Genomic DNA, 26386 nt, shown 5'->3' on the forward strand with positions numbered 1-26386 from the left:
GGCGCCGGGGCCTCACCCTCCGTGGGTGATTCACGCCCCGCCGTGCCCTGCGAGGAGGCCCGGACCACTGCGGTCCCGTCAGTGCGGCAGGAGCTGCTGGCCTCCGTCGATGTCGTACGTGGCCCCGGTGAGCGCGTCGTTGCACATGATGTGCACGGCCAGGGCGGCGACGTCGGCCGGACCGACGACGCGTCCGATGGGGAGCCTGGCGCGCAGGTCTTCACGCCGGGCCTCCAGCTGATCGCCCAGGAGCGAGGCGGACAGGGGGGTGTCGACGAATCCGGCCGCGATGAGGTTCACCCGGACCGGCGCGAGTTCGAGCGCCAGGTTGGCGACGAGGGCGGGCAGCGCCGCGGTCATCGCGGAGACGACGGCAAGGCCGACGCCGGGACGCCGGCCGCCGGTGCCGCCGATGAACACGAGCGTGCCTCCGGCTCTGACCTTGTCACGGCTGTGCAGGGCGATCCCGAGCGTGAGGGCGAGGCGGTCGCCGAACTCACGGCGGGCCACGTCGAGGTCCAGCTCCGCCAGCGGTGCGTACGAAGGGCTGCCCGCGGTGACCATCACATGGTCGACCGGGCCGGGCAGGTCGTGGAAGAACCGCGCTACCCGATCGCTGTCGGCGGCGTCGAACGCCGCCGTGCTCACGGCGTCCAGCTCATCGGCGGCCCGCCGCAGCCGTTCGGGGTCGCGGCCCACCAGGACCACCTGCCCGCCGTCCGCGCGGACCTGGCGCGCGGTCTCCAGTCCGATGCCCGAGCTGCCGCCGATCACGACGACGGTCCGGCCGTCGAGACCGGGCCGGCCGTCGGTGCCGGGACCACCGGCCGTGGCGCCCGTCATGCGCATCTCCAGGTGCCGGTCACGGCTCGCACGGTGGTGGCGCCCTCCCTTGATCGCCGGACGTCCGAGCGCCGCGACCGCGCCGCCGCTCCCGGCGGACGGCTCACGCCCCGGCCTCGCCGTGCGGCCAGTGCGCCAGCCCGTCGGCCGACGGGGCGTCGACCGTCGCCTCCTCCGGCGAGACGTAGAAGTCGTAGGCGTCGTGGAGGCCGCTGATCTCGAAGACCTTGAGCAACCGGCCGGAGGGGCAGGCGATCCGGAGCGAACCCTCCTGCTCCCGGATGCGCTTCGTGCTGGCCACGACCGTCCCCAGCCCGACGGAGTCCAGGAACGGCACGAAGCACAGGTCCAGGACGAAGTGACGGTGGCCCTCACCGAGCAGTTCCACCACTGCCTGCCGGATGCCGGGCGAGGTGTGGACGTCGATCTCGCCGTCGACCTCGAGCACGGTCCAGCCGTTGACCACGTCGTAACTGATGGCCAGGCGCTCGCTGCGGATGATGCTCGTTCGCATGGCCATCCCTCTTCTCGTCCTCCGGACGGCACAGGGTCCCCGGCGCGGCACCCGGCACAGGCACACGCATATGCCTCCGGCCGCGTGCAGACAGGGCTGACTCCACTCCAAGCCGCGCGGACGCTGATCGCAAGTCGGGAACGCCGATCACGTGTGGCGGGGGCTACCCCTCGTCCGCCGGTGGCAGGTCCTGCTCGGTCCAGATCGTCTTGCCGGTGGGCGTGTAGCGCGTGCCCCAGTGGCGGGTCATCTGCGCGATGATGAACAGGCCCCGGCCGCCCTCGTCGTCGCTCGCGGCATGCCGCAGGTTGGGGGTGGTGTGGCCGGTGTCGGAGACCTCGCAGATCAGGGTCCGGTCGCGGATCAAGCAAACCTGGATCGGGCCGCCGACGTAGCGGATGGCGTTGGTGACCAGTTCGCTGACGATGAGCTCGGTGGTGAACGTCAGGTCGTCCAGGCCCCAGTCGCGGAGCTGTTTGCTGGCAGCGGTGCGGATGGTGGCGACCGCCGCCGGGTCCGGGGGCAGCTCCCACTGGGTGAACTGGTTCCGGTCGAGCAGGCGCGTACGGGCCAGGAGCAGTGTCGCGTCCTCGTCCACCGGCCCCGGCAGCAGTGCGGTCACCGCCCGGTCGCACAGCTCGTCCAGGGACGCGGTGTCGTCGGCGAGGGCCTGGGACAGCTGTGCGAGCCCCTCTTCACGGCTGTCGGCCGCCTGGAGGAGGCCACCCGTGAAGAGGGCGACGAGACTGCCCGCCGGCAGGTCCAGCTCCTTGCTCTGGTAGGGCGGGCCCCCGAATCCCAGCTGTGGTCCGGGAGGCAGCTCCGGATAGTGCACGACGCCCTTGTGCGGTTCGACGACCGCCAGCACCGACTCCCCGGCCCGTGCCAGGCTGCACTTCCCCGTGACGGGGTCGTACACCGCGTACAGGCACGTCACGCCGAGGGCGGCGTCGGCCGGCATCCTCAGATGACCCCGGCCGTGGCCGGTCAGGCGCCGCTCGTGTTCGGTCTGCTCGACCAGGTCGTCCAGGCGGGACAGCAGTTCGTCCGGGCTCAGGTCCAGCCGGGCCAGGACGCGCACCCCGGTGCGCAGCCGCCCCATGGTGGCCGCGGCGCGCAGGCCGTGGCCGAGCACGTCCCCCACGACCAGGCCGATCCGGGTTCCCGACAGGGGAATGACGTCGTACCAGTCGCCGCCCACGCCGCTTCCGCTGTCGGCGGGCAGGTAGCGGCTCGCCGAGTCGAGGGCGGTGTGCTGCGGCAGGCGGCGCGGCAGCAGACTGCGCTGGAGTCTGAGGGTCACCCCATGGCCGCGGGTGACCACCGGCATCAGCAGGAAGCCGAGCAGCAGGGCGCCCAGGCCCACGACGGTGACCCCGCCGGTCGGCCCGATCAGGGGCAGGTCGACGCTGGTCGCGCCGTAGTCGGGGGCCGCGTAGACGATGGTGGCGTAGACGAACAGACAGAGCATCAACAGCCCGCCCAGCCCCGGCAGTACGCCCTTGAAGACGAAGTCCTTGGTGCTGCGGGTGAGGATCTTGCGGTAGTACCAGAGGCAGGCGAACCCGGTCAGCCCGTAGTGGAACGTGATCGCGAGGCCGACCGAGTCGATCGAGTCGGCCAGTACGTTCCCGCTGAAGGAGGTCAGCAGCACGAGCAGGGCGATGGAGACCGCGCCCATGCCGACGGTCGACCAGGTCGGGGTGAGGAACCGGCGGTGGACCCGGGCGAGCCGCGAGGGGAGGGCCTTGTGGACCGCCATGGAGAAGACGGTCCTGGCCAGCGGCAGGATGGTGGTCTGGGTGGAGGCCAGTGCCGAGGTCAGCACCATCAGGACCAGCAGGGCCGTCAGGACGAGTCCCGCGTCCTCGTTCCCGAAGACGGCCTCGCCGAGTCCGGAGAACACGTCGTCCGAGTTCCCTGAGTTGCCCAGCCCGATGCCCGAGGTACCGATCCCGGCGTAGGCCTGCGCGGAGGTCGTCACCAGCGCGTACATGATCAGCAGCAGTACGGTCGACATGACCGCCGCGCGTCCGGGGATCCGGGTGCTGTCGACGGTCTCTTCGTTGATCGAGACCGCGGTGTCCCAGCCCCAGTAGATGAAGACGCCCGCCAACAGGCCCGACGTGAGGCCCTTCACCGACGACACCTCGAAGGGGTTGAACCAGGAGGCGGAGACGTGGATCGCCGTCGGCGGGGCGTCGGTGTAGGCCCTGACCAGCGCGGCGACGGCGAAGACGACCAGCATCCCCACTTCGAGGCACAGCAGCCAGCGCTGGATGGCGGCAGAGAACTCGATGCCGATGTAGCAGACCGCGGTCATCACGGCGATCCAGACGATGCCCGCGACCGTGGTCCACAGCCGGTCCTCCGCCAGCCCGTCCAGGCCCACCAGCCGGAAGCTGTAGATCCCGGCGATCTCGGCGAGGCTCGCCATGACGATGACGTTGGCGACGATGATGCCCCAGCCGCCCATCCAGCCGGTGCGGGGGCCGAAGGCGCGGGTCGCCCAGGTGAAGGTGGTGCCGCAGTCCGCGTTGCTCGCGTTGAGCTCCCGGAAGGCGTACGCGATCAGCAGCATCGGGACGAACGCCAGCATGGTGACGATCGGGGCCTGGAGGCCGACCGCCGCCACGATGAGGCCGAGCGTCGCGGCGAGGCTGTAGGCGGGAGCGGTGGAAGCCAGCCCGATGACCACCGAGGAGAACATGCCGAGGGCGTCGTTCTTGAGCCCTTTTTGGCCGGCCCCCGTCCCGGGTGCGGGGCGGGCGGGGGACTCGGCTCCGCCGAAGTGCCTCACACTTGATTCCAACGCCGGGCCACGGCCCTCCGCAACAGCGGGGCGTCCGCAGGGCCCAAACGCCGCGGAACCCTCCGGACCGGGAAGGGGCTCAGCAGGTCACACGGCCTGGCGGAGAAACCCGCCGTGGGGCTTGCGTCGCCCCGTGTCGTGAGGCCGGCGTCGCCCCCTGCGGTGCGGCTTGCATCGCCCCCCTGCCGTCGCTTTGTCGCCTTTGTGTCGCCCCCTGCCGTGGGCTCCGCGTTCCGTGGCCTCCTCCGCCGGTCGTGCGGCGCGTCATGGCGCGCCCTCGCGGACCAGCCGCGGGCCCGAGGGCTCGGCGGCCCGCGGCTCGGGACGGAGGTCCAGCATCCGGGTGAGCAGGGGAAGCGCGTCGGCCGCGCTGCGGGCCTGCGCCGTGGGCAGCCGGGCCACATCGGCCGACAAGGTGGATCCCGCGCGGGGGACGGCGAGGACGCGCATGCCGGCGGCGAACGCCGACCGGATGCCGTTCGCGGAGTCCTCCACCGCGACACAGTCCGCGGGCGGGACGCCGATGCCCGCGGCAGCGCGCAGGTAGGCGTCGGGAGCGGGTTTGCCGGAGGTCACGTCCTCGCCGCACACGACGGCCCGCAACCGCGCCGCCAGGCCCAGCTCCGCCAGGATCGCCACGACGTAGCGGCGCGGGCTGGCCGTGGCCACGGCGACCGGCCCGTGGCGACCGGCCTCACGCACGAGGTCCAGCGCTCCGGGCAGCGCCGGAACCCGGCCCGCCGCGCACTCGACGGCCATCGCGGCCGTGCAGGTCTCCACCACCTCCGCGACGCCCGCCGCGCCGCCGCACAACCCCGCGACGTACGACGCCCAGCCGCCGTTGCCGTGCAGCGCGGCGTCGTCCTCGGCTCGCCAGCGGTGCCCGTGCCGGGCGGCGAAGGCGGCGCACACCCGTCCCCACGCCGCGCCGCTGTCGACCAGCGTGTCGTCCAGATCGAAGATCGTCGCTGCTCGCCGCACCGACGTCACACCGCCGCGGGGTCCGGGCGCCGCAGCGCCTGCGACACCTGCTCGATCGAGACCAGCGCCAGCCCGTGCAGGTCCGCGAACGCCCGCAGCCGGTCGAAGCGGGCGACGGAGCCGTCGTCCTCGCAGACCTCGCTGATCACACCGACCGGGGACAGCCCCGCCAGGCGCAGCAGGTCGACGGTGGCCTCGGTGTGCCCGCGCCGCTCCGCGATCCCCCCGGAGCGGGCGCGCAGCGGAAGAACGTGCCCGGGACGGATCAGCCCGTCGGGACGGCAGTGGGGGTCGGCGAGCGTACGGGCGGTCAGCGCCCGGTCCGCGGCGGAGATGCCCGAGCCGACACCGACCGCGTCCACGGAGACGGTGTAGGCCGTCGAGTCGACGGCCGAGGCGGTCGGGACCATGAGCGGCAGTTCCAGCCGGTCGGCGACCTCCGGCGCCATCGGCGCGCAGATCAGACCGCTGGTCCAGCGCACGAAGAAGCTCAGGGACTCGGCGGTCGCGAACTGGGCCGCCATGACGAGGTCGCCCTCGTTCTCGCGGTCCACGTCGTCCACCACGATCACGGGCCGGCCGGCCCGCAACTCCTCGACGGCGACCGTCACCGAGTCCAGCCCCGCGTCCGACCGCGGCACCGAAACAAACGTCACAGGAACCAGCCCTTTCTCGACTTCATCGCTCCTGCAAGATCATTCGGTGATCACGACGGTGAACTTGAGAGGGCCTCCGACCTGGAAAGAAGCTCAAACGGCGGATCCCAGGAGTCGGTTCGCGCTCGGCGCACGCCCCCGGACGCCACGCGCCCCCCAGTGCGCCCGTTTCCGGGACACCACCGCTTTGCCGGGCCGGCGGCCGATGAGTTCCGGAGTCCGCCGGAGTCCACCCCTGCACAAGCGAAAGTCGCGCACGAGCTCTGTGAGGGGACCATGACCACCCACGCCCTACCACCTGTCGTCGACACCGCGACCTGGGAGCGCCGGCTCGAAGAACTGCGTGCCCGCGAGAAGGCCGCGACGCGGGAGCTCGACGCCATCGCCGCCGAGCGTCGCCGCCTGCCGATGGTCGAGATGCCCGACTACACCCTCGAAGGCGAGGACGGCGCCGTCCGGCTGGCGGACGTCTTCGACGGCAGGCGGCAACTGATCGTCTACAACCACATGTGGTCCGCGGGCCAGGAATGGCAGTGCCCCGGCTGCACCGGATTCACCTCGCAGTACACCCGCCTGGAATTCCTGGACAACTACGACGCGCGCTTCGTCGTCGTCACCCAGGGGCCGATCGACGAGGCGCTCGCCTACAAGCAGCGGGTCGGCAACCGGATGACCTGGTACTCGACCGCCAACAGCTCGTTCGGGGCCGACGTCGGCGCACCGCCCGAGGGAGGATTCGCGGTCAACGTGTTCCTGCGCGACGGCGACACCGTCTACCGCACCTGGCACACCGACGGACGCGGTACCGAGCAGCTCAGCCACACCTTCCCGCTGATCGACCTCCTGCCGTACGGACGCCAGGAGGAATGGCAGGACTCGCCCGAAGGCTGGCCCCAGTCGCCCACTTACAGCCGGTGGGTGACGTCGAAGGACATCGCCGCGGTCTACGGTCCCGGCTCCGGCCGCGACTGAACGGATCACGAACCCGGTCGGGCCCCCTCTCCATCGGGCAGGGGGCTCGACCGGACAGGCGGACCGCCGCCCGTGATCAGGAGTCGCCCGTCGCGCGGCCCCTGTCCGTGTCCGTCATGCGCAGGGCCGACGCCTCCGCCCGACCGGCACGGGCCAGCAGGCGCTCCCGTCTGCGGGGCCACCACATCAGGTCGGCCAGCAGGAGTACGACCACCAGCCACGAGACGACCGTCTCGCCGGTCTCGCCCGTCAGGGTGTCGTACACGGCGAGAGCGACCGCGAGCGCGGTGACGAGCAGGACGAGCGGGCGGTGCAGGCGGTCGTCCTCGGCGGCCCGGTGCAGGCCATCGGCGTAGGCGACGACCGAGGGCGCCAGCCTGGGATCGTCGACGGCCTCGCCGTGCCGGGTGGCGCGCACCACGGCCACGCGGTCGGCGTACGGCATGTCCTTCGCCGCGGGCCAGATCCGGTCCATCCGGCGCGCCGTGCGGATCCCGCAGAACAGGCTCAGCACCACGAAGACCACCGCGGCGCCCGCCCAGGACCCCGACTCGACGAGAACGAACGCCCCGAAGAAGACGCCGGCGGCGAGGCCGACGGCCACGGCGCGGCTCACCGCCCCGCGCTGCCACAGCCACCCCGGAACGAGAATCACCCGTTCACGGTCGCCGTCCCCCACGCGGGACGCAACCACCGCCCCGGCACGTCGCCCCCGGCACACGCACACGGCGCACCACGACGGACGGGCTCACCGGGCCTGTTCCCTCCCCCGCGGCGCGGGGCCGACGCGTGCGTCTCCGCGCATTCAGCGCAGACGGTAGGGCGGGCCCTTGGCGCAGCCGGGCGGCGCGTTGTTGCCGCTCACATCGAAGTCCGCACAGCGGCCCGCGCACCGGGGCCCGGGAGCACTCCACATCCCGGCCGGGCGGCACCGCACACCCGCGGTCAGGAAGTCAGCACGTCGATCCCGTCCCCCAGCAGTTTCAGCCCGAACACGAAGAACAGGACCGCCATGATGGCGATGTTGTGCCGCGCGGCCCATTCCTTCCAGTTGCCCAGCATGTGCTTCGCCCGGTCCCCCATGACCAGGAACACCCCGAGCGGGGTCAGGAGTCCGAGGGAAGCGATGACGACGAAGATCGCCATCGCGGCGATCTGCTGTCCGACCGGCAGCCCCGACGCGCTGATCGACGCCGCTGCGGCAATGGTCAGCGGGGCGTTCTTCAGGTTTCCGGCCGACAGCAGGAGGGCGAGGAGGAAGATCTTCACCGGCGTGAAGCCGTCGATCGCGGCCATCCACTGCGGCAACTGCGCCCGCGTGACATCGGTGGGGCGGCGACGCCACAGCCGCACGGCGAAGAGGGCCAGCGCCACTCCCAGCACGAGCTTGAGGATCCCCACCCAGTCGGCGGGATGCCCGTGGCTGTCGGCACTCCCCTTGCCGCCGATCAGCAGCATCACCGCGCCCAGGGCCGACAGCCCCACCACCCAGCCGGTGGCGAACACCAAACCGTTCACGCGTCCATGGGGCGTTGCCAGCACGATGATGATGGCCACGATCGGAAGCGGACTGATGGCGACAGCCGCCGCCAGGCCCAGTACATCGCCCAGTACGTTTCCCATGCGTGCCTCCGGCACATCGAAGAACTGCACCGATCGCGACCGTCGGCGCGACGGACACCCGAACACCCCGATGCGGGAGCACTCCGCGGACCGGGTCGCTCCAGCCACGTACAAAGGATCACCGACCACGGTCATGGCCGCAGGGGCACGCGGCATGCGGGGGACGGACCGCATTGCGGCCCTGGTTCCCCAAGTGCAGGTGAGGGGCGCGCGGGATAGGCTTTTCTCGACAAGTCAGGTTCTCTGGGCGGTTCTACAGACGCCAGTCGCTCCTGCAGATGCCAGTCGTTCTGTTCGCGGCGAACAATTTCTTTCTGTGGAGACCCGACAGACCCGGTGTGCACCCCTCGCAGTCCGCAGGGCCGAGCAACGACCGAATTCCTCCCCATGCATGTCCCGCGCAGGGCGTGCCGCAGTGGCACCGGCTCCAGGGTCCGCAGTGTGCAGTGCCCGTGGAGGCCGGGATGAGAATTGTCGTTGATCTTTCCCGATGTGAAGGTTATGCGCAATGCGCCTTCCTGGCTCCGGACGCGTTCCGGATGCACGGCGAAGAAGCGCTGATGTACGACCCGAGCCCCGATGACGCCCAGCGCGAGCGGGTGCTGCGCGCCGCGGCGGCCTGCCCGGTCCAGGCGATCCTGGTCGACCAGCTGGAGGGGCTGGAGACACCGGTGGAGGCGTCGCCGTCATGACCAGTGCCGACAATCTGCGGGCGTTCAAGCGCGACGGCCGCATCGTGATCGTCGGAGCCTCGCTGGCGGGGCTGCGGGCCGCGGAGGCGCTGCGCGCCGAGGGTTTCACCGGCTCGCTGACCATGATCGGCGACGAGCTGGGCGAGCCCTACGACCGGCCTCCCCTGTCCAAGCAGGTACTGACCGGATGGGTGCCGGCCGACGGCACCACGCTGCCGCGACGCCGTGACGTCAATGCCGAGTGGCTGCTGGGCGTGCCCGCCAGCGGCCTGGACATGGCAAGCAACGTCGTGCGTCTCGCCGACGGACGCGAGGTTCCCTTCGACCGGGTGCTGATCTCCACGGGGGTACGGGCCCGGCCCTGGTTCGTCGAGTCCGAGGCGGCCCTGGACGGGGTGTTCGTCGTCCGTACGCGTGAGCACGCCGAGGGTCTGCAGCGGGCCCTCGCCGCCGGGCCCTCCCGTGTCCTGGTCATCGGCGCCGGATTCACCGGCTCCGAGATCGCCTCCATCTGCCGCGAGCGCGACATCTCGGTGACCGTCGCCGAACTCGCGCCGGCCCCGCTGGTCGGGGCGCTCGGCGCCATGATCGGTGAGGTCGCGGCGGACATGCAGCGCGCGCACGGTGTCGACCTGCGCTGCGGCGTCAAGGTGACCCGGCTGGAGGGCGACGCACAGGGACACCTCCGCCGCGCCCACTTCGACGACGGCAGCACGATCGACGCCGACGTCGCGGTGGTGGCGCTCGGGGGCATCCGCAACACCGACTGGCTGCGGGACTCGGGACTGGCGGCGGGTATCTGGGGAATCGCCTGCGACACGGGCTGCCGTGCCCTCGACATCAACGGCCTGATCACCGACGACGTCTTCGTCGCCGGTGACGTGGCACGCTGCCCGAACCCGATCTACGAGTACCGGCTGATCTCGCTGGAGCACTGGGCCAACGCCGTGGAGCAGGCCGAGGTCGCGGCGCACAACATGGTCAGCGCCCAGGCGGACCGCTGGCCCCACCTGTCCATCCCGTTGTTCTGGTCGATCCAGTTCGGCGCCAACATCAAGTCCGTCGGCGTGCCGACCTTCGCCGACGAGGTCGTCGTCACCCAGGGGTCGGTGTCCGACCGCCGCTTCGTCGCCGCGTACGGCTACCAGGGCCGTGTCACCGCGGCGGTGAGCTTCAACAACGCGAAGTGGCTCGACCACTACCGGCAGTTGATCGAGACGGCCGCGCCCTTCCCGCCGCCCTGTCCCACGCCCGACCAGCCCGTCGACTCCAAACCGGTGCCCGTCGACTTCCCCGGCCCCGCCCTGATCGCCCAGGGAGCCACGGTGGTCGTCACCGGCAACGCCCCGAGTGAGCGGCGCGTCACATCTCTGCAGCAGCACCACCGGTAGGAGGGAAGATGACCACGACCCAGATGCCCGACACGCTGCGCCGGATCCTCGACTACTCCTCCCGGGCCGACCCGTACCCGCTGTACGCCGAGCTGCGCAGGACGCCGGTGGCCCGGCAGGAGGACGGCAGCTACGTCGTCAGCACCTACCGCGAGCTCACCGAACTGCTGCACGATCCGCACCTGAGCTCCGACGTCCGCAATCTGGCGCATCCGATGCCCTCGGTCCAGTCGGACACCACACCGGCGTTCATCAACATGGACCCGCCCGAGCACGACCGCCTGCGGCGTATGGCCATGCGTCACTTCGGGCCCCCGCACACCCCGGGGCTGGTGTCCGGCATGGACGGCGATCTGACCGCCGTCGTGAGCGGTCTGATCGACGGCTTCGCGGGCAAGGAGCGGATCGACATCGTCGACGACTTCGCCTACCCGTTCCCCGTCACGGTGATCTGCCACCTGCTCGGCGTGCCACGCGAGGACGAACCGAAGTTCCACGTGTGGGTGGACGCCCTCGTCAACTCGATCGACTACAACCCCAAGACCGACCCGAAGGAGAAACTGGAAAAGGGCGTACAGGCCCGCAAGGACCTGCGCCAGTACCTCGGCGGACTGCTGGAGCAGCGCCACGGCCGGCCGGGCGACGACCTGTTGACGCGGCTCGCCAACGACGACGGGCCGGACGGACGGATGACCGACGAGGAGATCATCGCCACCGCCAACCTGCTGCTGATCGCCGGCCACGAGACCACCGTCAACCTCATCACCAACGGCATGCTCACGCTGCTGCGCCACCCGGAGGTGCTGCAGCGGCTGCGCGACGACCCGGACCTCGTCGTCCCGCTGGTCGAGGAACTCCTGCGCTACGAGCCTCCCGTGCACATCATTCCCTGGCGGGCGGCCTACAGCGACATCACCGTCGCCGACACCGTCATCCCCAAGGGCGCGCAGATCATGCTGATGCTAGCGTCGGGCAGCCGCGATCCTGACCGCTTCCACGAGCCCGACCGCTTCGACCCCGACCGGCGGGACAACCAGCACCTCGGCTTCGGCAGCGGCATCCACCTGTGCTTCGGCGGCCCACTGGCCCGACGCGAGACCCAGATCGCGCTGACCGAGCTCGTACGCCGCCTCGACCGCCCCACGCTGGTCACCGATCCACCGCCGTACCGACGCAGCCCCGTGCTTCGCGGCCCGATCCATCTGCACGTCGAACAGGGCACCGGCTGACGCGACAGCCGAAGACCCACCGACGGGCCACTCCCGGCCTGACGTTTTCCACCGTCAGGCCGGGAGCGTCCTGTTGTGCGGCCGTGTCTTCCGGCCCCGTCCGAGGTCTTGGCGGAAGTCACCGGGCGCATCCCCGCGCGACGATCCGCCGCGGGTGAGGTCCGGAGCGAGCGGGACGCGTCCCGCGGCGAGCCGGCTCGTCCAGCACGTCCGGGAGGGACGGGTGATAGTGGAGGTGGCCCCAGTCCTCCGCCGTCGTCCCAGGGAGGCTCGTTGACCGGCGCGGTCGGCGGTTCACGCGTGGTGATCGTGATGGGTGTGTCGGCGTCCGGCAAGTCCACCGTCGGACCACGCCTCGCGCGACGGCTCGACGTGCCGTTCCTGGACGGCGACGACCTCCACCCCCCAGCCAACCGCGCCAAGATGGCTGCCGGGCATCCCCTCGACGACGCCGATCGCGAGCCGTGGCTGGCCGCCTTCACGGAGTGGATCCGAGCGACGGCCGCAGGCGGGCGCGGGGGCGTCGCCACGTGTTCCGCGCTCAAACGTGAGTACCGGGACCGGTTCCGGCGGACCGGCGCCGACCTGTGCTTCGTCCACCTGGCCCTGGACCGGGCAGTGGCCGCGGAGCGGATCGCCCGTCGCAAGGGACACTTCATGCCTCCGCGGCTGCTCGACTCCCAGTACGAGATCCTGGATCCGCTCGAGGCCGACGAGCCGGGTCTCACCGTCGACGCTTCCGGCGACCGGGAGCAGGTTCTGGCGGCGGCGCTGCAGGCGGTGGCCGAGCGGGACCCGTAGTTCGCGTTCGTTCTCGTGGCCGCTGCTCGCCGGCGAGCCCGCCGGACGGGCCGAACGGCGCTCAGTGCCGGAGCCTGTCCAGCGCGTCGTTGAGCGTCGTGGCGGCCATGATGAGGGAGAGGTGGGTGAAGGCCTGCGGGAAGTTGCCGAGTTGTTCACCGCTCGGGCCGATCTCCTCGGCGAACAGACCGACATGGTTCGCGTAGGTCTGCATCTTCTCGAAGGCGTAGCGCGCCTGGGAGAGCCGCCCGGCACGGACGAGGGCGTCGACGTAGAGGAACGTGCAGAGACTGAAGGTTCCTTCGGTGCCGCGCAGTCCGTCGGGGGACGCCTGGGGGTCGTACCGGTAGACCAGGCTGTCGGACACGAGGACGCGGTCCATGGCGTCCAGGGTGCTCAGCCAGCCGGGGCTTCGGGGGGAGATGAATCCGACCCGGGGTGCGAGCAGGAGGGAGGCGTCCAGGACGTCGCCTCCGTAGTACTGGACGAGGGCCTGCTCCTTCTCGTTCCAGCCGCGTTGCATGACCTGTTCCAGGATCTCGTCCCGGGCGCGGGTCCAGCGCGCGGTGTCGGCGGGCCTGCTGAACTCGGCCGCCAGCTTCAGACCACGGTCGAACGCGGTCCAGCACATCACCCGGCTGTAGGTGAAGTCCTTGCGTCCGCCCCGGGTCTCCCAGATCCCCTCGTCGGGCCGGTCCCAGGTGTCGGCGAGCCAGTCCAAGGTGCCGGCGAGGCTCTTCCACCCGTGGTATCCCGCGTGTTCGCCGACCTCACGGCCCTCGGTCAGCCCGTACAGGGCCTCACCGTAGATGTCGAGCTGCAACTGGTCGGAGGCGGCGTTCCCGGCCCGGACCGGGTAGGAGCCGCGGTAGCCCTCGAAGTGGTCCAGTATCTCCTCGGTCAGGTGAGCGTCGCCGTCGACCCGGTACATGATCTGCAGGGGTTCGCCGTCCGGTCCCTCGCGGGCGCCCAGACGGTCGCCGAGCCAGTGGGTGAAGCGGGTCGCCTCCTCCACGAAGCCGAGATCGAGCAGGGCCCGGACCGACAGGGACCCGTCGCGCACCCAGGTGTAGCGGTAGTCCCAGTTGCGCTCACCGCCGACCTGCTCGGGCAGCCCCATGGTGGCGGCCGCGACCGGTGCGCCCGTGGGGGCGTAGGTCAGGAGCTTGAGGGTGATGGCGGACCGGTACACCATGTCCGTCCAGCGGCCGTGGTAACGCGAGGTGCGCACCCACAGCTGCCAGAAGTTGATGGTGTCCCCGACGTCCTCGGTGATCCCCTCGGTGGTGGGTGACGGTGGCGCCTCTCCGCCCGGCGGGCACATGGTGAACACCATGGCGGCGACCCCTCCCGCGTTGAGCGTGATGGAGCCCCGGACGTCCTGCCCGTCCTGTTCCAGCGGGATGTCACCCTGGAGGTGGGCGGTCGCGCCCGGGGCGTGGAACGTCGCCCGCCCGGGCGTCACCTCGAGTCGGTGGCCGGCCCGCGCGTAATCGAACCGCGGCCGGCATTCGAGGGCGAATCGGACGGTGCCGCGCACCGTGCGGGCCACACGCACCAATTGGTGCCGGTCACTCGCTCGCGGACCCGGCTGGACCGGCATGTAGTCGATGATCTCGCCCACTCCGTCGGGCGACATGAAGCGGGTCACCAGGACGGCGGTGTCCGGGTAGTAGAGCTGCTTCCAGGTGCCTTCGGGGTGGTCCGGCGCGAGGAGGAAGTAGCCGCCGCCGTCGTGGTCGAGCAGGGCGGCGAAGACGCTGGGCGAGTCGAAGCGCGGCGCCGCGAACCAGTCGACCACGCCGTGCGACGACACCAGAGCCGTGGTCTGCAGGTCCCCGACGAGCCCGTGGTCGGCGATGGGCGGATAGCGGTCCATGACGGTCTCCTTGCTGGTTCCCCGCTCAGGCTCCTGCCGCCGGGACCCGTCCCGCACGAACGGCATCGACGAGGCCTGGCGGTCCCTCTCGTGCCGGTGGGCGCAGAGCCCGGCGAACGTGCCCGGTGCCGTTGTCGGACGGGACGCGGGACGTCATCGCAGTCGCTCCGCGATGTGGTCGCCGACCCGCAAGGCGTTGGCCATGGCCGTCAGTGAGGGATTCACTGCCGCGATGCTCGGGAAGAAGCTCGTGTCGACGACGTACAGGTTGTCGAGGTCGTGGGCCTTGCAGTTGACGTCCAGGGCCGAACTCGCGGGGTCCCGGCCGAAACGGACCGTGCCCGCCTGGTGCGCCGTGGCACCGATGGGCATGCCCTTGTGCAGGTAGATGCTGCGCGACAGGAGACGGTGCGGGTGCATGCCCAAGTGGCCGAGCATGTCCTGCAGTTTGTGCCGAAGGCGCTCCAGCCCGGCGATGTTGTTCTTCTCGTCGAGGGCGAGGTGGATCCCGCCGTCCCCGTCCAGGGTGACGCGGTTGCCGGAGGCCGGCAGGTCCTCGCCGCACAGCCAGAAGTCGACCGCGTGGTGGGCCAGCACTTCGAACGGCATGTCCGGGGAGACCGCCCCGGCCCAGCGGGGCGCCTCGCCGTGGATCTGCTCGGCATCGGACTTTCCGAGCATCTGGATACCGCCCAAGGGGTAGTCCCAGTCGTCGGATCCCAGATACCAGTCGTGCAGCGCCAGAGTCTTCTGGAACTTGGTGTCGTTCGGTTCCCGGGACACGGCCATCAGGGCCATGTTGTTGTGCCGCATGTAGTACCGGCCCACCACGTCCGAACTGTTGGCCAGCCCCCGCGGATGCCGGTCGTCGGCCGAACGCAGCAACAGGACGGCGGAGTTGACGGCGCCGCAGGCCACGACCACGATGTCGGCGCCGAACCGCACGGTGGCGGGGTCCTTGTCCCCCACGGTGGCGACGACCGCGGTCACCGTCCGGCCGGTCGCGTCCGTTTCGAGGCGCTGTACGTCCGCGTACGTGATCATCTCGACGTTCGCGCGTTCCAGGGCGGGGTCGACGCAGATCACCTGGGCGTCGGACTTCGCGCCGACCAGACAGGGGAAGCCGTCGACGCGGTCGCAGCGGATGCAGGCGCTGGTGTGTACGGCCCGGCCCCGGTCGTCCTGGATGAGGTTCACCCCGATCGGGAGATGGAAGGGGTGCAGCCCCCGCTTCTCCAGATCGTGGCTGAGCTGCTCGATGCGCGGCTCGTGCCGGACCGGCGGGCAGGCGTACTGCGCGCTGGTGGGACCCTCCGTGGGATCCTCGCCGTGCCGGCCGTGCACCAGGTAGAGATGTTCGGCCTGTGTGTAGTACGGCTCGAAGTCTTCGTAGCGCAGCGGCCAGGCGGGCGAGACGCCGTCGTGGTGACGTACCTCGCCGAAGTCCTCCGGGCGCATCCGGAAGAGCGCGGCGCCGTAGAACTTGGTATTGCCGCCCACGTAGTAATTGACCTCGGGCGGAAATCTGTTTCCGTCCTTGTCGAACCAGAACTCCGGGGCACGGTACTTCCCTTTGACGAAGACCGCGGTGGAATCCCAGTTGTCGCGCTCACGGGGCAGATAGCCGCCGCGTTCGAGGAGGAGGACACGTTTTCCCGTGTCCGCCAGCCGGTGGGCGAGGGTGCCACCACCCGCACCGGTGCCGATGACAATGACGTCGTAGTACTGCGCCTCGGTCATGCCGGCCACCGCCCTCGGAGCCTTGTCCGGTCCTGCCGGGGCGAAGGAAAAATCAGCCCCGGCCGCCATCGCGCCCCGCTCACCAACCTATCTCCGGCGGATAGGCCCGGCGAGTTGGGCCGTTCGGGGGGCCGGGGGGGATCTCATGACAGGCGGTGAGCGGCGCGCCGAAGACCGACTGCATCAGCGCGCCTCCCAGGTCCCGCTGCAGGCCCGCGGTTCCGGATGCCATGCTCTCGGCACCCGCCTGCCGCCCCGATGCTCCGGCCTGCGAGAGTGTTCCCGTGCTGCTGGATCCTGAGAACACTCTGTTCGTTCGTGGTGCCACGCCCGTGCTCCTGCTGGCCGGCGCGACCGTCCACGATGCCCTGCCGCCCCTGATCGCGCCGGACGGAGCGGTGCCCTTGTGCGAGGGATGGAGCATCGTCCCCCGACTCACCCTGTGCGTCGTGGACGGACCCGGCGACCACGGACTCGTCGTCCCCGCCCTCGCCGCGCCGGTGGTCGGTGAGGCGGACGGTGGCACGGCATCGAACGACATGGGCGACTGGTGCGCGGACGCGGCGCAGGCCGGCGGAGCAGTCGTGATGTCTTTGGACGAGCTGCCCGAGGCACTCGACTGGTCTGCCCTGCTGTCCTCGGGCACCGCGCGGGGTGGCTTCATGCCTGCGCCGGCCTGATCGCGGGAGACAGCCGTACCCGGCCCTCGTCCGGATCCCCAGCAGCACCTCGCCGGAGGCGTACGGGCGCCGGAAGAATTCATTCCATAGTGTGCTGAAGAGCGATATCTTGGACGTGTGGCCGAAGTCGTCTGCCGGCTGCGGTTACGCGGCGGTGGGGCTCGCCGTACCCCAACCGTGGCATGCGATGCCACCAACAGTCCCTACTCGTGAAGTGATCTTGGCCCTTCTGTCGGCCCACGCGAGTAGGAGGGCTACGGAATGGAAGGCCCCGACCGCAGCTCATGTCGTCCGGCCGTCCGGGTGGGCGTAGAGGCCGGTTCTTCGGGTTGGATCTGTCGCGGCTCGGTAGAGCCCGGGACACGACGGTTGCCGCCGGGGTTGGCCGCGGGCGCAGCGCAAGGCGCCTGTGTGATGGCCGGGAGGACGTCATGATGCCCATGGGATCGGCCCTGCAGCTGACGATCTTCATAGAGGAGTGCGACACCTGGCATCACCGGCCACTGTTCGCGGAGATCGTGCATCGCGCCCATGAGGCGGGGCTGGCCGGCGCGACGGCCTTCCGTGGCGTCGAGGGCTTCGGAGCCTCATCGGTCATGCATGCCCCTCGATTGCTGTCGATCAAGCAGGACCTGCCGTTGGTGATCGTCATCGTCGACGACGAGGAACGGGTACGCGGATTCCTTCCGACACTGCGCGAGCTGATCGACGAAGGGCTCGTGATCGTCGAAAGGGTCGGGATCATGCAGTGCACCGACCAGGATTCCGTGCCCGCACATGTCTGAGGGGGCCGGCTCCCGGCAGACGCCCGAGGGGGCGGGTACGGATCGTTCGGGGACCCCCTGGGCGTCGGCCTAGCCGAAAGCCGCCTGCGCGAAGGTCATGCCGATGAACACGGCGCCGAGCCCGGCCACGATCGAGGCGACCACGTTGACCGCGGCGAGAAAGCGCGCTCCGGCCTCGGCGAGACTGAGCGTTTCGTAGGAGAACGTCGAGTAGGTGGTCAGGGCCCCGCACAGGCCCGAGCCCAGGAAGAGCTGGACGTTCTGCGAGGCGGCCCCGGCGAGCGTCGCCCCGGTCAGCGTGCCCAGGATCACCGATCCGGTGACATTGGCTCCGAACGTGCCCCAGGGGAATGTGGTGCCATGGCGCGCCTGGACGCTCCGGTCGATCAGGTACCGCATGGGGGCGCCGATGGCCCCTCCGAGAATGACGAGCAAGTACCTCATGTGGCTGCAGCCTCCCGGCCCTTGTAGTGGACCACCTCGACCGGCTGGACGGTGACGAGGCCACTGATGGGCAGTTCTTCGAGCTGAGACATGAAGGCCCGGATGCGGTCCTCTTCATCGATGATGATGACGGCCGTCGGCAGGTCGTCGGCCATGGACAGCAGCCGTGTGGTGTGCACGACCGAGGTCGCTCCGAACCCCTCCACACCTCGGAGAACCGTCGCACCGGCCAGGCCGAAGGCATGGGCCCGGTGCACGATCTCCGTGAACAGGGGCTTGTGCTGCCAGGTGTCCGTGTCGTCCACGATGATCGTCAGGCGCAGTGCGTGTCCGTGGAGTCGCATGATCACGGTCCTCTCGTCGCGAGGATGCGTCTGGTGGAGACCATGCCGATCTTCGCCGCGGCCAGTGCGATGACCACGGTCGCCGCCAGGTACGTCAGAGCGAGGCCGGCCCTGTCCGCTCGCACCAGACGTTCGATGTCGACGCAGTACGTGGAGAAGGTCGTGAAGCCTCCCAGGACTCCGGTCCCGAAGAACGGCCGCAGCAATGGATGCACGGTGAAGGCTTCAGTGATCATCACCAGGAACACGCCGATGACGAAGCACCCGACCGCGTTGACGCCCAGAGTCGTCCAGGGGAACGCCGCCTTCCCCGTGGGCCAGATCACCGCCGCTCCGTAGCGGGCACAAGAACCCAGGGCACCGCCCACGGCAATGACCGAAAGGGTCTGCAGCTGCGTACGGCGGGCCTCCCGACGCACCCGCGCCCGTCCCGCCGCAGAACTCTCCGAGACCGCGGTGGCCGGTGAGCGTTGCGCAGGCCCATCACTCACGTCGCCTCGCCCTCACGAGCCGCTGGACCCCGGCTCGAGATGAGCACCCGGTGCAGCCGTACGGGGCCGGTCACAGGTCCCCGACTGGCCGCTTCGTCTACCCACCAACACTAAGCCTTGACCCGGACAGCACCAGACTCATGCCTCACTCCCGCCCCGTCCCGGCCTCCTTCACCGCGAGTCACGGTGGTGCTCGGTGCTGTCACTGCCACCGTCACTGCCGCTGCCACTGCCGTTGCCACTGCCACTTCATGAAAACGAGTGCTTTTGAGTGGCGCTGCCCGACCCACGGGCTCTCGCACTCACGTCCGGGCAATCATGCGATTACAGGACGTTATCGGATTGTTCGGAACAGACAAACACATCCGGGACGGCTTCACGCCCCGGACGTCGTGATCTGACCCGGACAGTGAAAGGAGAAGCGCATGGCACGAAGATGGGCGTCACTTCTGGTCGCCGTGGGACTGGTCGCCGCGACACTCGGCCTGGCCGCGCCGGCTCAAGCCGGTACGCGGCAGCTCAAGGTCGCCACGTACAACATCTATCTGGGCGCCGACCTCGCGCCTCTGGCCCTCGCACAGACCCCGCAGCAGCTCGTCGAGCGAGCCGGGATCGCCTACGACCAGGTGGTCGCCACCGACTTCCCGTCCCGCGCCCGGGCCATCTCGCGCCTGGTCAGGAACGAGCGCCCCGAGGTCATCGGCCTGCAGGAGGTGGCCCTGTGGAAGAAGGGCCCGCTGACCGGTCCCCTCCACACCACCTACGACTTCCTGGACATCCTGCTCCGCGAGCTGCGCCGGGCCGGTCTCCACTACCGGGCCGCCGCGGTCGACAACACCGGCACCACCACCCTGCCGATCAGTGCCACCGAACGGGCGAGCTTCACGAACCGGGACGCGATCCTGGTGCAGGACGGCCTCCCGGTGACGAACGCGCAGTCGCACCTCTATGCCGCGAAGCTCGTCGTCACCACCCCGTTCGGAGTCACCTTCACCACCGCGAGGGGCTGGTCCGCGGTGGACGTCGCCGTCAAGGGCGAGCCGACACGGGTACGGGTGGCCACCACGCACCTGCAGCCAGGGGTGCCGGACATCCGAAACGCCCAGGGGCAGGAGCTGTACGCCGCGCTGGCACAGTCGCCGTATCCCGTCACCGCTCTAGGTGACTTCAACACCCTGCCCGTCAAAACGACCGGACCGTACGCCACGTTCACCGACGGCGGCTACGACGACGCCTGGCGGACCGTCCACGGCCCCGGGGGCGGATTCACCGCCGTCCAGGACCCCGATCTGCGCAACCTGCCGTCCAAACTCAGCGCGCGCATCGACTACGTCTTCCACCAGCCCACACACCTTTCCGCCGTCTCCGCCCACCTGATCGGAGACAAGGTGAGGGACCGCACTCCCAAGGGCTTGTGGCCGTCCGACCACGCCGGCCTGGTGGTGGGGCTGCGCCTCCGGTAGCCGACTTCGCCCGGACACAGTGGGCCCACGAGTGGCACGGCACCGGAACGACGAAGGGCCGGTCCTGGAGGACCCCCTCCCGAACCGGCCCTTCTGCCTGCGCCCCGGAAGGACTCGGATCTGCGACACCCGCTTCAGCGGTCCGGGCCGAGCCCGCTCCCTGCCCGGTGCCGTCCGTCCGCCGTGCGTCGTCACCCACGCGACCGCCTCCGCTGCTCTCTGCGGATCCGCGCCTGCCGATTGCCCTCCTTGACGGCCCTGGCCTGCGCTCTGACGCAGAACCAGAGGGAGACCGCCGCCGGGAACGCGATGACGACGCCCCAGAAGCGGCCGCCGCCTGACGTACCGGCCCCGAACGTCTGCCACAGGCCGCCCGCCACGAGTAACAGCGCGGCAGCCGTCAACCGGTCATGGGGCCCGCGATTCACGTCTCCTCCGGGGCGGTCCGGCTCCTGGAGGAGACCTGGGCCCCAGGCTCGCATTCGTGCGCCTGACGCAAAGCCTTCGGAACGTCCGGCCCCGCAGATCACGCTGCCGGGATCACGGGCTCGTCGATCACGCCGGCGTCACCGCCACGGAGGGCACCCACGCTCCACGCGTTCAGCTCGTGCGGGGTGCCGAGCCTGATGGCGCTCACCTCGTCGAGCCGGGCGAACTGCGCCGGGGTCAGCGTCACGTCCAGCGCGCCCAGGTAGTCGTCGAGCTGCGCGACGCTGCGCGGGCCGATGATCGGCACGTACGCCGTGGCCGCACGCGCGCCCTGCTCCCGCATCCAGGCGATGGCGACACGGGAGGCCGGCACGCCGAGCTCGGCCGCGATGTCGAGGACGGCATCGACGATCGCGGACTTCTGCGGGGTGTCCTCGAAGAACCCGACGGCCTTGAGGTCGCTGATCCGGCCGGTGGCACCCTGGCGGTACTTGCCGGTCAGCAGACCGCCGCCGAGCGGGCTCCACAGCGCCGCGCCGAGGCCGAGCGCCTGCGCCATGGGCAGCAGTTCCCGCTCGGCGGTGCGGTCGACCAGGCTGTACTCGGCCTGGATGCCGGCGACCGGGGACCAGCCGCGCAGCTCGGCGATGGCGGTGGCCCGCGACACCCGCCAGGCCGGGAAGTTCGACAGCCCGAAGTAGCGGATCTTTCCGGCGCTGACCAGGTCGTCCAGGCCGCGCAGGATCTCCTCCATCGGGGTCAGGCCGTCAGGGGCGTGCACCCAGTACATGTCGAGGTGATCGGTGTTCAGGCGGCGCAGGGTGGTCTCGAGGGCCTGGACCATGTACCGGCGGCTGTTGCCGGTGTTGGAGACGGTCTGCGGTCCGGCGCCGTTCATGCCGTACTTGCCGGCCAGCACGAAGTGGTCCCGGTCGGCGCCCAGGAACTCGCCGAGCAACTGCTCGGATTCGCCGGCCTGGTAGTTCTCGGCGGTGTCGATGAGCGTGCCGCCGGCTTCGGCGAACCGGTCGAAGATCTTGTGGGCCTCGGCGGGCTCGGCGCCGGGGCCCCAGCCGCCGCCGGCGCGCCAGCCGGTGCCGAAGTTGGCGGTGCCGAGGCCGTACTCGGACACGCGCAGGCCGTTGTTGCGCCCGAAGGTGGTGTATCGCATGGGTGGACATCTCCCTGAGACGAGTAAGTCGAGTCACTTGCGTTGTGCGGGCGTGGACGCGGGTTCATGGCGCCCGTGAGGTGTGCCGGGTCAGCGGGGGACGGTCACGACGATCTTGCCGACCTGGGCTCCGGACTCGAGACGACGGTGGGCCCCGACGATGTCCTCCAGCGGGAAGACGGTGTCGATGACCGGCCGCAGGACCTTGCGGGCGACACCGTCGACGATCCAGTTGACGGCGGCCTTGCGGCGTTCGACGTCGGTGGTGAGATCGAAGACCTTGTATCCCCGGATGGTCAGGCTCTTGCCGATCACCTGCAGCACCGGCAGCGTGGTGGCCTCGCCGCTCAGCGCGCCGTAGAGGATCACGGTCCCGCCGGGTGCGGCGGCGCCGGTCAGGTCCGCCAGAGCGGGTCCTCCCACCGGGTCGAACATGACGCGCGCGCCGTGGCCGTCGGTGAGCTCGTTCACGCGGGTGACCACGTCTTCCTCGCCCGTGACGACCACTGCCTCGGCGCCCTCGTCCAGGAGCCGCCGGCGCTTCGCGCTGCTGCGGGTCAGTGCCACCGGGCGGGCCCCCACACTGCGGGCGACCTGGATCGCTGCCAGCCCGACGCTGCTGGAGGCGGCCGGGATGAGCACCGTGTCACCGGTCTTCAGGTCCGCGGTCTCGACGAGGGCTCCGTATGCGGTCAGGTACTGCCCCCACAGGGCCGCGGCCTGCTCCCAGGACAGCGTGCCGGGGTGCTTGACCACCGCGGTGGCGGGCGCGATGGCCAGCTCGCCGTGGACGGGGTAGTCGGTGGCCCTGAAGCAGGGGATCAGGCTGACGGCATCACCGACGGTGAAACCTTCGACATCCGGGCCGATGGCGTCGACCTCACCGGAGGCCTCCCATCCGATACCGGAGGGGAACTCCCCGAGGTGGCCGCCGCGGAGCATGGCATCCGCTCGGTTCAGCCCGAGAGCCCGGGTGCGGATACGGATCTCGCCCTGTCCGGGTGCGCGGACCTCGACGTCCTCCAGGGTCAGGACCTCGGGGCCGCCGGCGGCGTGAAAACGGACGATCTTGCTCATGAGATTGTCTTGCCTTTCGAGTCTGGGGCGGATGTGGCGGTTCGGGCCCGGCGGTCGGCCGTCCCCCGGTGGCGTCAGACGACCTTGTCGAGCTTCGGTCGGTCGGTGCTGCTGTCCGTCCGCGCTGTCGCCGTGCGGCGTCCCAGCGTTCCGGACAGGGCGGTGAGCAGGCCGATGGCCGCGAGCACGGTGACGGTGGTCATGGCGGGGGTGAAACCGGCGAGCAGGGCGTCGGGCCCGCTCCTGCCTTCGCCTCCCGCGGTCAGGACCGCGGTGACGACGGCGAGGCCGACGGCGCCGCCGACCTGCATGGAGGAGTTCAACAGGCCGCCGGCCAGGCCTTGTTCGTGGTCGGGGATTCCCGAGGTGCCCTCGATCTGGAAGGGCGCGAACGCGAGTGTCATGCCGATGCTGAGCAGGAGCATGGTCGGCAGCACACCCACGGCGTAGGGGTTGTCCCGGGCGACGGCCAGGAAGAGCGCGTAGGCGGCGACGTGCGTGCTGACGCCGGCGACGATGGTGCGCGAGGTGCCGAATCGTGCGATCAGGTGCGGGATGCGCGGTGAGGCGACGGTGACGACGGCGGCGGCGGGAAGGAAGCCGAATGCGGTCTGCAGCGCCGACCACTGCAGCACCTGCTGGAAGTACAGCGTCGCGACGAACTGGAAGCCGACGTAGGCGCCGAAGAACACCGACAGGCCCACGTTGGCACGCACCAGGGAGCTTGAGCGCAGGATGCCCAGACGGATCAGCGGATGCGCGCCACGGAGCTCGACCACGACGAAGACGGCCAGCAGTGCGGCCGCGAGCCCGAACTGCACCAGCGTGCTCGCCGCGGCCCAGCCCTTCTGCGGCACTTCGACCACGGTGTAGACCAGCAGCAGCATTCCGCCGACCAGGGTGAGCGCGCCGGGCAGGTCGTAGCCGCCGACGCTGCGCGGGCCGTCCTTCGGCAGGATGCGGATGGCCGCCACCAGGGCTATCAGCGCGACGGGGACCGGCACGAGGAAAGTCCAGCGCCAGCCGAGCTCGGTCAGCGCGCCGGACAGCACCAGACCGCTCGAGAAGCCGCTGGCCCCCATGAGGGTGAAGATCCCGATCGCCTTGTTGCGGGCCGGCCCCTCGGCGAACGTGGTCGTGATGATGGACAGCGCCGCGGGCAGCGTGAACGCCGCCGACACGCCCTTCAGGAAGCGGGTGACGATCAGCAGGGTCCCGTCGTCGACCAGGCCGCCGACCAGCGAGGTCAGGGTGAAGACGGCGACCGCCACCAGAAAGACGCGGCGGCGGCCGAGGATGTCGGCGGCGCGTCCGCCCAGCAGCAGAAAGCCGCCGTAGCCGAGGACGTAACCGCTGACGATCCACTGCAGTGCGCTCGTGGACAGGCCGACGTCGGCCTGGATCGAGGGCAGGGCGACACCCACCATGTTCACGTCCAGCGGGTCGAGGAACCCGACGATCGAAACGGTGAGCAGGATTCCCCACTGCCGTGCGTCCCAGGTGAGGGGGGACGTGGACAAGGGTGATGGCGCGGAAGGGCTCATGCCGATACGCTGACATGCTCGTAATTGAAATGCAAGAGCATCTAATGCGTGAGCATTAAATGCAGGTGCATGCGAGCCTGTCAGGCGAGGACGTTGACGGCCCTGGCGACGACGAGTCCGAGGATGAGCAGGGAGACGACGGACTGGACAGCCATGACGATCTTGGCCCAAGGGACCAGCGGCATGACGTCGGTGGGACTGAAGGCGGTGGCGTTGGTGAATCCGAGGTAGAGGTAGTCGACGTAGCGGGGGCGCCAGTTCGTGGCGGCCAGTTCGGGGGTGAGGTGTTGAGGGAAGGCGAGAGCGGGAGTGGGCGGCGTGCAGTGAGCCCGGGCGGCCGCCCCGCCGCTGTCGAGTTCGAAGTACAGCAGGGAGAACGCGAGGACGGTCAGGGCCCACACGCTGCCGCCGGCCCGCAGCAGGGCATCGGCGGAGTTGGTCTCGCTACCACCGTGCATGAGGTCGTCGACCAGCCGGACGGTCGACCAGATGGCTCCGCACGCCAGCACGCCGACCAGGGCGATCGATACGGCACGCATGGCGGCCGAGCGGCGGCTGATGCGAACCGGGTCGCCCGCGATCAGCGCCACCAGGAACAGTCCTTCGACAAGGGGCAGCGCCCAGCGGGGTCCCAGGCGCAGGTCGTCGGGCAGCAGCAGGGTCAGCCCCGCGGCGGCGATGACGGCGGCGGCCATCGGCCAGCGGGCCTCACCGTGTACCGCCTGCTGCGGCTCGCGCGGAATGCTCGCATCCGACGGGTGCCGTCCGGTCATGATCGGCTGCCGCCCGGGGGCAGGCCGTCGAGGCTGGTGCGGTCCGGACCGGCCACGGTCGTGTCCTTTCGAGTGCTGTCGCCTCATTGTGCGGACGGGCCGCCACGCCGACGTTCTGTGACACGCGGACCGCTCGGCAGCGGCGGCCCGCCCTCCGGCCCACGTCGAAGCCGCACTCACGCAGCGCTTCGCCGGCCTTGGCCCCGGCCAGGCTCACCCCGTGGACCACGGAGGCGGCTTCAAAAGCCGGGGGCGGATCCGGCGAAGAACCACAAGGCGGCCGTGTACCACAGCAGTGCGATGACGACGACCAGGGCGCCGCCGGCGGCCGGGAGTGCCCAACCGGGCAGTCGGCGGCTGCGTACCACCAGCACCTTGGCGACGAACACGCCGTACAGGAGGCAGCCCGCGATGGAGTGCACCGCCACTCGGCTGCTCGAGAACTCGACGCCGTAGGCGATGACGCACTGGTAGGCGATGGGCAGCGACAGCAGAAAGGCAAGCAGGCCGATGAGCCGGTGCGTGGGCTGCACCCGGCGCGGCGCGGCGCCCGCTCCCGGCAGGCGCCGGTACATCCACAGCCCGAGCAGCAGTTGGACGACCGCGAGTGCCATCAGAGCGCTGCCCAGGCGCGCCTTGAGATCGATGACGCCGACGCCGTGCTGCCCGAACAGACCCCTGGTGTAGTCGGGTGTGTGCGTGCGGCCGAACACATACACCGCCACCGCGACCGCTACGGGCAGCAAGAAGCCCGCCATCGTCCGTGCGGGACGCCGCTTCTGCTCGCCCGTGTGCCCGGTCACCGGTCCCCCATCGATCGTGTTGGACCTTGCTGCCGGACGCGTTGAGGACGTACCACCGTGGCGCCGGACGCGCCGGTCTCCTCGCGGTCGGTGTCATAGGTCGGCGTGTCGGTCGCGAAGCCGTGCTGCGAGGTCGTCCGGCTGGGACAGCCGCTCTCAGCAGCACGCGGCACGGCGGAGACCGCCGGCACTGTCGCCGCGGCCGTTCCTCTCATGAGCGCTCCATGGTGTCGGACGGCGCATCCGTGC

25 protein-coding genes are annotated in these 26386 nt (G+C 70.4%); 8 read left to right on the forward strand and 17 right to left on the reverse strand.

Going from position 1 to position 26386, the window contains the following annotated elements; genetic code table 11:
- Positions 1–78: 78 nt before the first annotated feature.
- The 5 genes from ACSYGO_RS17895 to ribB all read right to left on the reverse strand — a co-directional run bounded on the left by ACSYGO_RS17895 (position 79) and on the right by ribB (position 5806).
- Positions 79–843, reverse strand: coding sequence for an SDR family oxidoreductase (locus ACSYGO_RS17895; protein ID WP_426682323.1), 765 nt, complete (start codon positions 841–843; stop codon positions 79–81).
- A gap of 103 nt (positions 844–946) precedes the next feature.
- On the reverse strand, positions 947–1357 hold the full coding sequence (locus tag ACSYGO_RS17900; protein ID WP_426682324.1) for an STAS domain-containing protein: 411 nt from the start codon (positions 1355–1357) through the stop codon (positions 947–949).
- Between the two features lie 163 nt (positions 1358–1520).
- On the reverse strand, positions 1521–4157 hold the full coding sequence (locus ACSYGO_RS17905; protein WP_460387043.1) for an amino acid permease: 2637 nt from the start codon (positions 4155–4157) through the stop codon (positions 1521–1523).
- Between the two features lie 276 nt (positions 4158–4433).
- Positions 4434–5150 (reverse strand): HAD family hydrolase, encoded by a 717-nt coding sequence (locus ACSYGO_RS17910; protein ID WP_426682326.1) that lies wholly within the window; start codon positions 5148–5150, stop codon positions 4434–4436.
- 5 nt (positions 5151–5155) lie between these two features.
- Complete coding sequence (ribB, locus tag ACSYGO_RS17915) at positions 5156–5806, reverse strand: 3,4-dihydroxy-2-butanone-4-phosphate synthase (protein WP_432173371.1); 651 nt, start codon at positions 5804–5806, stop codon at positions 5156–5158.
- Between the two features lie 276 nt (positions 5807–6082).
- On the opposite strand from ribB, the gene ACSYGO_RS17920 reads away from it, so the two are divergent.
- Entirely contained in the window at positions 6083–6778 is a 696-nt protein-coding gene (locus ACSYGO_RS17920; RefSeq protein ID WP_426682328.1) for a DUF899 domain-containing protein, read from the forward strand.
- A gap of 76 nt (positions 6779–6854) precedes the next feature.
- Here ACSYGO_RS17920 and ACSYGO_RS17925 read toward each other — a convergent pair whose 3' ends face one another.
- Both ACSYGO_RS17925 and ACSYGO_RS17930 read right to left on the reverse strand, forming a co-directional pair.
- Positions 6855–7433: a hypothetical protein gene (locus ACSYGO_RS17925; protein WP_460387044.1), complete on the reverse strand. Its 579-nt coding sequence runs from the start codon at positions 7431–7433 to the stop codon at positions 6855–6857.
- A 290-nt stretch (positions 7434–7723) separates the two neighbouring features.
- The gene (locus ACSYGO_RS17930) at positions 7724–8431 is read right to left on the reverse strand and encodes a GAP family protein (protein ID WP_460387045.1); all 708 of its coding nucleotides are present in this window, start codon (positions 8429–8431) and stop codon (positions 7724–7726) included.
- A 434-nt stretch (positions 8432–8865) separates the two neighbouring features.
- Here ACSYGO_RS17930 and ACSYGO_RS17935 point away from each other — a divergent pair, with 434 nt between their 5' ends.
- From ACSYGO_RS17935 to ACSYGO_RS17950, 4 genes are all read left to right on the forward strand, one after another.
- Entirely contained in the window at positions 8866–9093 is a 228-nt protein-coding gene (locus ACSYGO_RS17935) for a ferredoxin (RefSeq protein WP_432186670.1), read from the forward strand.
- Positions 9090–10484, forward strand: a complete 1395-nt coding sequence (locus tag ACSYGO_RS17940) for an NAD(P)/FAD-dependent oxidoreductase (RefSeq protein ID WP_460387046.1) — start codon at positions 9090–9092, stop codon at positions 10482–10484. Before ACSYGO_RS17935 ends, ACSYGO_RS17940 begins: the two co-directional genes overlap by 4 nt.
- An 8-nt stretch (positions 10485–10492) precedes the next feature.
- Complete coding sequence (locus ACSYGO_RS17945) at positions 10493–11713, forward strand: cytochrome P450 (protein WP_460387047.1); 1221 nt, start codon at positions 10493–10495, stop codon at positions 11711–11713.
- 312 nt (positions 11714–12025) lie between these two features.
- Positions 12026–12514, forward strand: coding sequence for a gluconokinase (locus ACSYGO_RS17950; RefSeq protein WP_426682443.1), 489 nt, complete (start codon positions 12026–12028; stop codon positions 12512–12514).
- A gap of 61 nt (positions 12515–12575) precedes the next feature.
- On the opposite strand, the gene ACSYGO_RS17955 is transcribed toward ACSYGO_RS17950, so the two are convergent.
- Complete coding sequence (locus ACSYGO_RS17955; RefSeq protein ID WP_426682375.1) at positions 12576–14393, reverse strand: glycoside hydrolase family 15 protein; 1818 nt, start codon at positions 14391–14393, stop codon at positions 12576–12578.
- Between the two features lie 153 nt (positions 14394–14546).
- A complete protein-coding gene (locus ACSYGO_RS17960; protein ID WP_460387048.1) occupies positions 14547–16133 on the reverse strand; it encodes a GMC oxidoreductase in 1587 nt (528 codons plus the stop codon).
- A 284-nt stretch (positions 16134–16417) separates the two neighbouring features.
- On the opposite strand from ACSYGO_RS17960, the gene ACSYGO_RS17965 reads away from it, so the two are divergent.
- Positions 16418–16813, forward strand: coding sequence for a hypothetical protein (locus ACSYGO_RS17965; protein WP_432173364.1), 396 nt, complete (start codon positions 16418–16420; stop codon positions 16811–16813).
- 431 nt (positions 16814–17244) lie between these two features.
- Positions 17245–17598, forward strand: coding sequence for a DUF190 domain-containing protein (locus ACSYGO_RS17970; RefSeq protein WP_426682378.1), 354 nt, complete (start codon positions 17245–17247; stop codon positions 17596–17598).
- A 69-nt stretch (positions 17599–17667) separates the two neighbouring features.
- Here ACSYGO_RS17970 and crcB (ACSYGO_RS17975) read toward each other — a convergent pair whose 3' ends face one another.
- The 3 genes from crcB (ACSYGO_RS17975) to crcB (ACSYGO_RS17985) are packed head-to-tail and all read right to left on the reverse strand — an operon-like array spanning position 17668 to position 18877.
- Positions 17668–18042: a fluoride efflux transporter CrcB gene (gene crcB, locus ACSYGO_RS17975; RefSeq protein WP_426682379.1), complete on the reverse strand. Its 375-nt coding sequence runs from the start codon at positions 18040–18042 to the stop codon at positions 17668–17670.
- Positions 18039–18389, reverse strand: coding sequence for a DUF190 domain-containing protein (locus tag ACSYGO_RS17980; protein ID WP_179332423.1), 351 nt, complete (start codon positions 18387–18389; stop codon positions 18039–18041). Before ACSYGO_RS17980 ends, crcB (ACSYGO_RS17975) begins: the two co-directional genes overlap by 4 nt.
- Positions 18389–18877, reverse strand: a complete 489-nt coding sequence (gene crcB / locus ACSYGO_RS17985; RefSeq protein WP_426682380.1) for a fluoride efflux transporter CrcB — start codon at positions 18875–18877, stop codon at positions 18389–18391. Before crcB (ACSYGO_RS17985) ends, ACSYGO_RS17980 begins: the two co-directional genes overlap by 1 nt.
- Positions 18878–19302: 425 nt before the next feature.
- Here crcB (ACSYGO_RS17985) and ACSYGO_RS17990 point away from each other — a divergent pair, with 425 nt between their 5' ends.
- Positions 19303–20340, forward strand: coding sequence for an endonuclease/exonuclease/phosphatase family protein (locus tag ACSYGO_RS17990; protein ID WP_432173362.1), 1038 nt, complete (start codon positions 19303–19305; stop codon positions 20338–20340).
- A gap of 526 nt (positions 20341–20866) precedes the next feature.
- Here ACSYGO_RS17990 and ACSYGO_RS17995 read toward each other — a convergent pair.
- From ACSYGO_RS17995 to ACSYGO_RS18015, 5 genes are all read right to left on the reverse strand, one after another.
- Positions 20867–21940, reverse strand: coding sequence for an aldo/keto reductase (locus ACSYGO_RS17995; RefSeq protein WP_460387049.1), 1074 nt, complete (start codon positions 21938–21940; stop codon positions 20867–20869).
- A gap of 90 nt (positions 21941–22030) precedes the next feature.
- Positions 22031–23017 carry a zinc-dependent alcohol dehydrogenase family protein gene (locus tag ACSYGO_RS18000; protein ID WP_460387050.1) on the reverse strand — a complete coding sequence of 329 codons (987 nt, stop codon included), beginning with the start codon at positions 23015–23017 and terminating at the stop codon, positions 22031–22033.
- A gap of 74 nt (positions 23018–23091) precedes the next feature.
- Positions 23092–24561, reverse strand: coding sequence for an MFS transporter (locus ACSYGO_RS18005; protein WP_460387051.1), 1470 nt, complete (start codon positions 24559–24561; stop codon positions 23092–23094).
- An 80-nt stretch (positions 24562–24641) separates the two neighbouring features.
- On the reverse strand, positions 24642–25334 hold the full coding sequence (locus ACSYGO_RS18010; protein ID WP_460387052.1) for a hypothetical protein: 693 nt from the start codon (positions 25332–25334) through the stop codon (positions 24642–24644).
- 239 nt (positions 25335–25573) lie between these two features.
- On the reverse strand, positions 25574–26092 hold the full coding sequence (locus tag ACSYGO_RS18015) for a DUF6529 family protein (protein WP_426682444.1): 519 nt from the start codon (positions 26090–26092) through the stop codon (positions 25574–25576).
- Positions 26093–26386 lie beyond the last annotated feature (294 nt).

The sequence above is a fragment of the Streptomyces krungchingensis genome, from assembly GCF_054729265.1.

Bases quoted from the DNA above. Each gene is read 5' to 3' on its own strand.
- ACSYGO_RS17895 (WP_426682323.1), bottom strand. From the start codon at position 843: ATGACGGGCGCCACGGCCGGTGGTCCCGGCACCGACGGCCGGCCCGGT.
- ACSYGO_RS17900 (WP_426682324.1), bottom strand. From the start codon at position 1,357: ATGCGAACGAGCATCATCCGCAGCGAGCGCCTGGCCATCAGTTACGAC.
- ACSYGO_RS17920 (WP_426682328.1), top strand. From the start codon at position 6,083: ATGACCACCCACGCCCTACCACCTGTCGTCGACACCGCGACCTGGGAG.
- ACSYGO_RS17935 (WP_432186670.1), top strand. From the start codon at position 8,866: ATGAGAATTGTCGTTGATCTTTCCCGATGTGAAGGTTATGCGCAATGC.
- ACSYGO_RS17940 (WP_460387046.1), top strand. From the start codon at position 9,090: ATGACCAGTGCCGACAATCTGCGGGCGTTCAAGCGCGACGGCCGCATC.
- ACSYGO_RS17945 (WP_460387047.1), top strand. From the start codon at position 10,493: ATGACCACGACCCAGATGCCCGACACGCTGCGCCGGATCCTCGACTAC.
- ACSYGO_RS17950 (WP_426682443.1), top strand. From the start codon at position 12,026: ATGGGTGTGTCGGCGTCCGGCAAGTCCACCGTCGGACCACGCCTCGCG.
- ACSYGO_RS17955 (WP_426682375.1), bottom strand. From the start codon at position 14,393: ATGGACCGCTATCCGCCCATCGCCGACCACGGGCTCGTCGGGGACCTG.
- ACSYGO_RS17960 (WP_460387048.1), bottom strand. From the start codon at position 16,133: ATGACCGAGGCGCAGTACTACGACGTCATTGTCATCGGCACCGGTGCG.
- ACSYGO_RS17970 (WP_426682378.1), top strand. From the start codon at position 17,245: ATGATGCCCATGGGATCGGCCCTGCAGCTGACGATCTTCATAGAGGAG.
- crcB (WP_426682379.1), bottom strand. From the start codon at position 18,042: ATGAGGTACTTGCTCGTCATTCTCGGAGGGGCCATCGGCGCCCCCATG.
- ACSYGO_RS17990 (WP_432173362.1), top strand. From the start codon at position 19,303: ATGGCACGAAGATGGGCGTCACTTCTGGTCGCCGTGGGACTGGTCGCC.
- ACSYGO_RS17995 (WP_460387049.1), bottom strand. From the start codon at position 21,940: ATGCGATACACCACCTTCGGGCGCAACAACGGCCTGCGCGTGTCCGAG.
- ACSYGO_RS18000 (WP_460387050.1), bottom strand. From the start codon at position 23,017: ATGAGCAAGATCGTCCGTTTTCACGCCGCCGGCGGCCCCGAGGTCCTG.
- ACSYGO_RS18005 (WP_460387051.1), bottom strand. From the start codon at position 24,561: ATGAGCCCTTCCGCGCCATCACCCTTGTCCACGTCCCCCCTCACCTGG.
- ACSYGO_RS18010 (WP_460387052.1), bottom strand. From the start codon at position 25,334: ATGACCGGACGGCACCCGTCGGATGCGAGCATTCCGCGCGAGCCGCAG.
- ACSYGO_RS18015 (WP_426682444.1), bottom strand. From the start codon at position 26,092: ATGGCGGGCTTCTTGCTGCCCGTAGCGGTCGCGGTGGCGGTGTATGTG.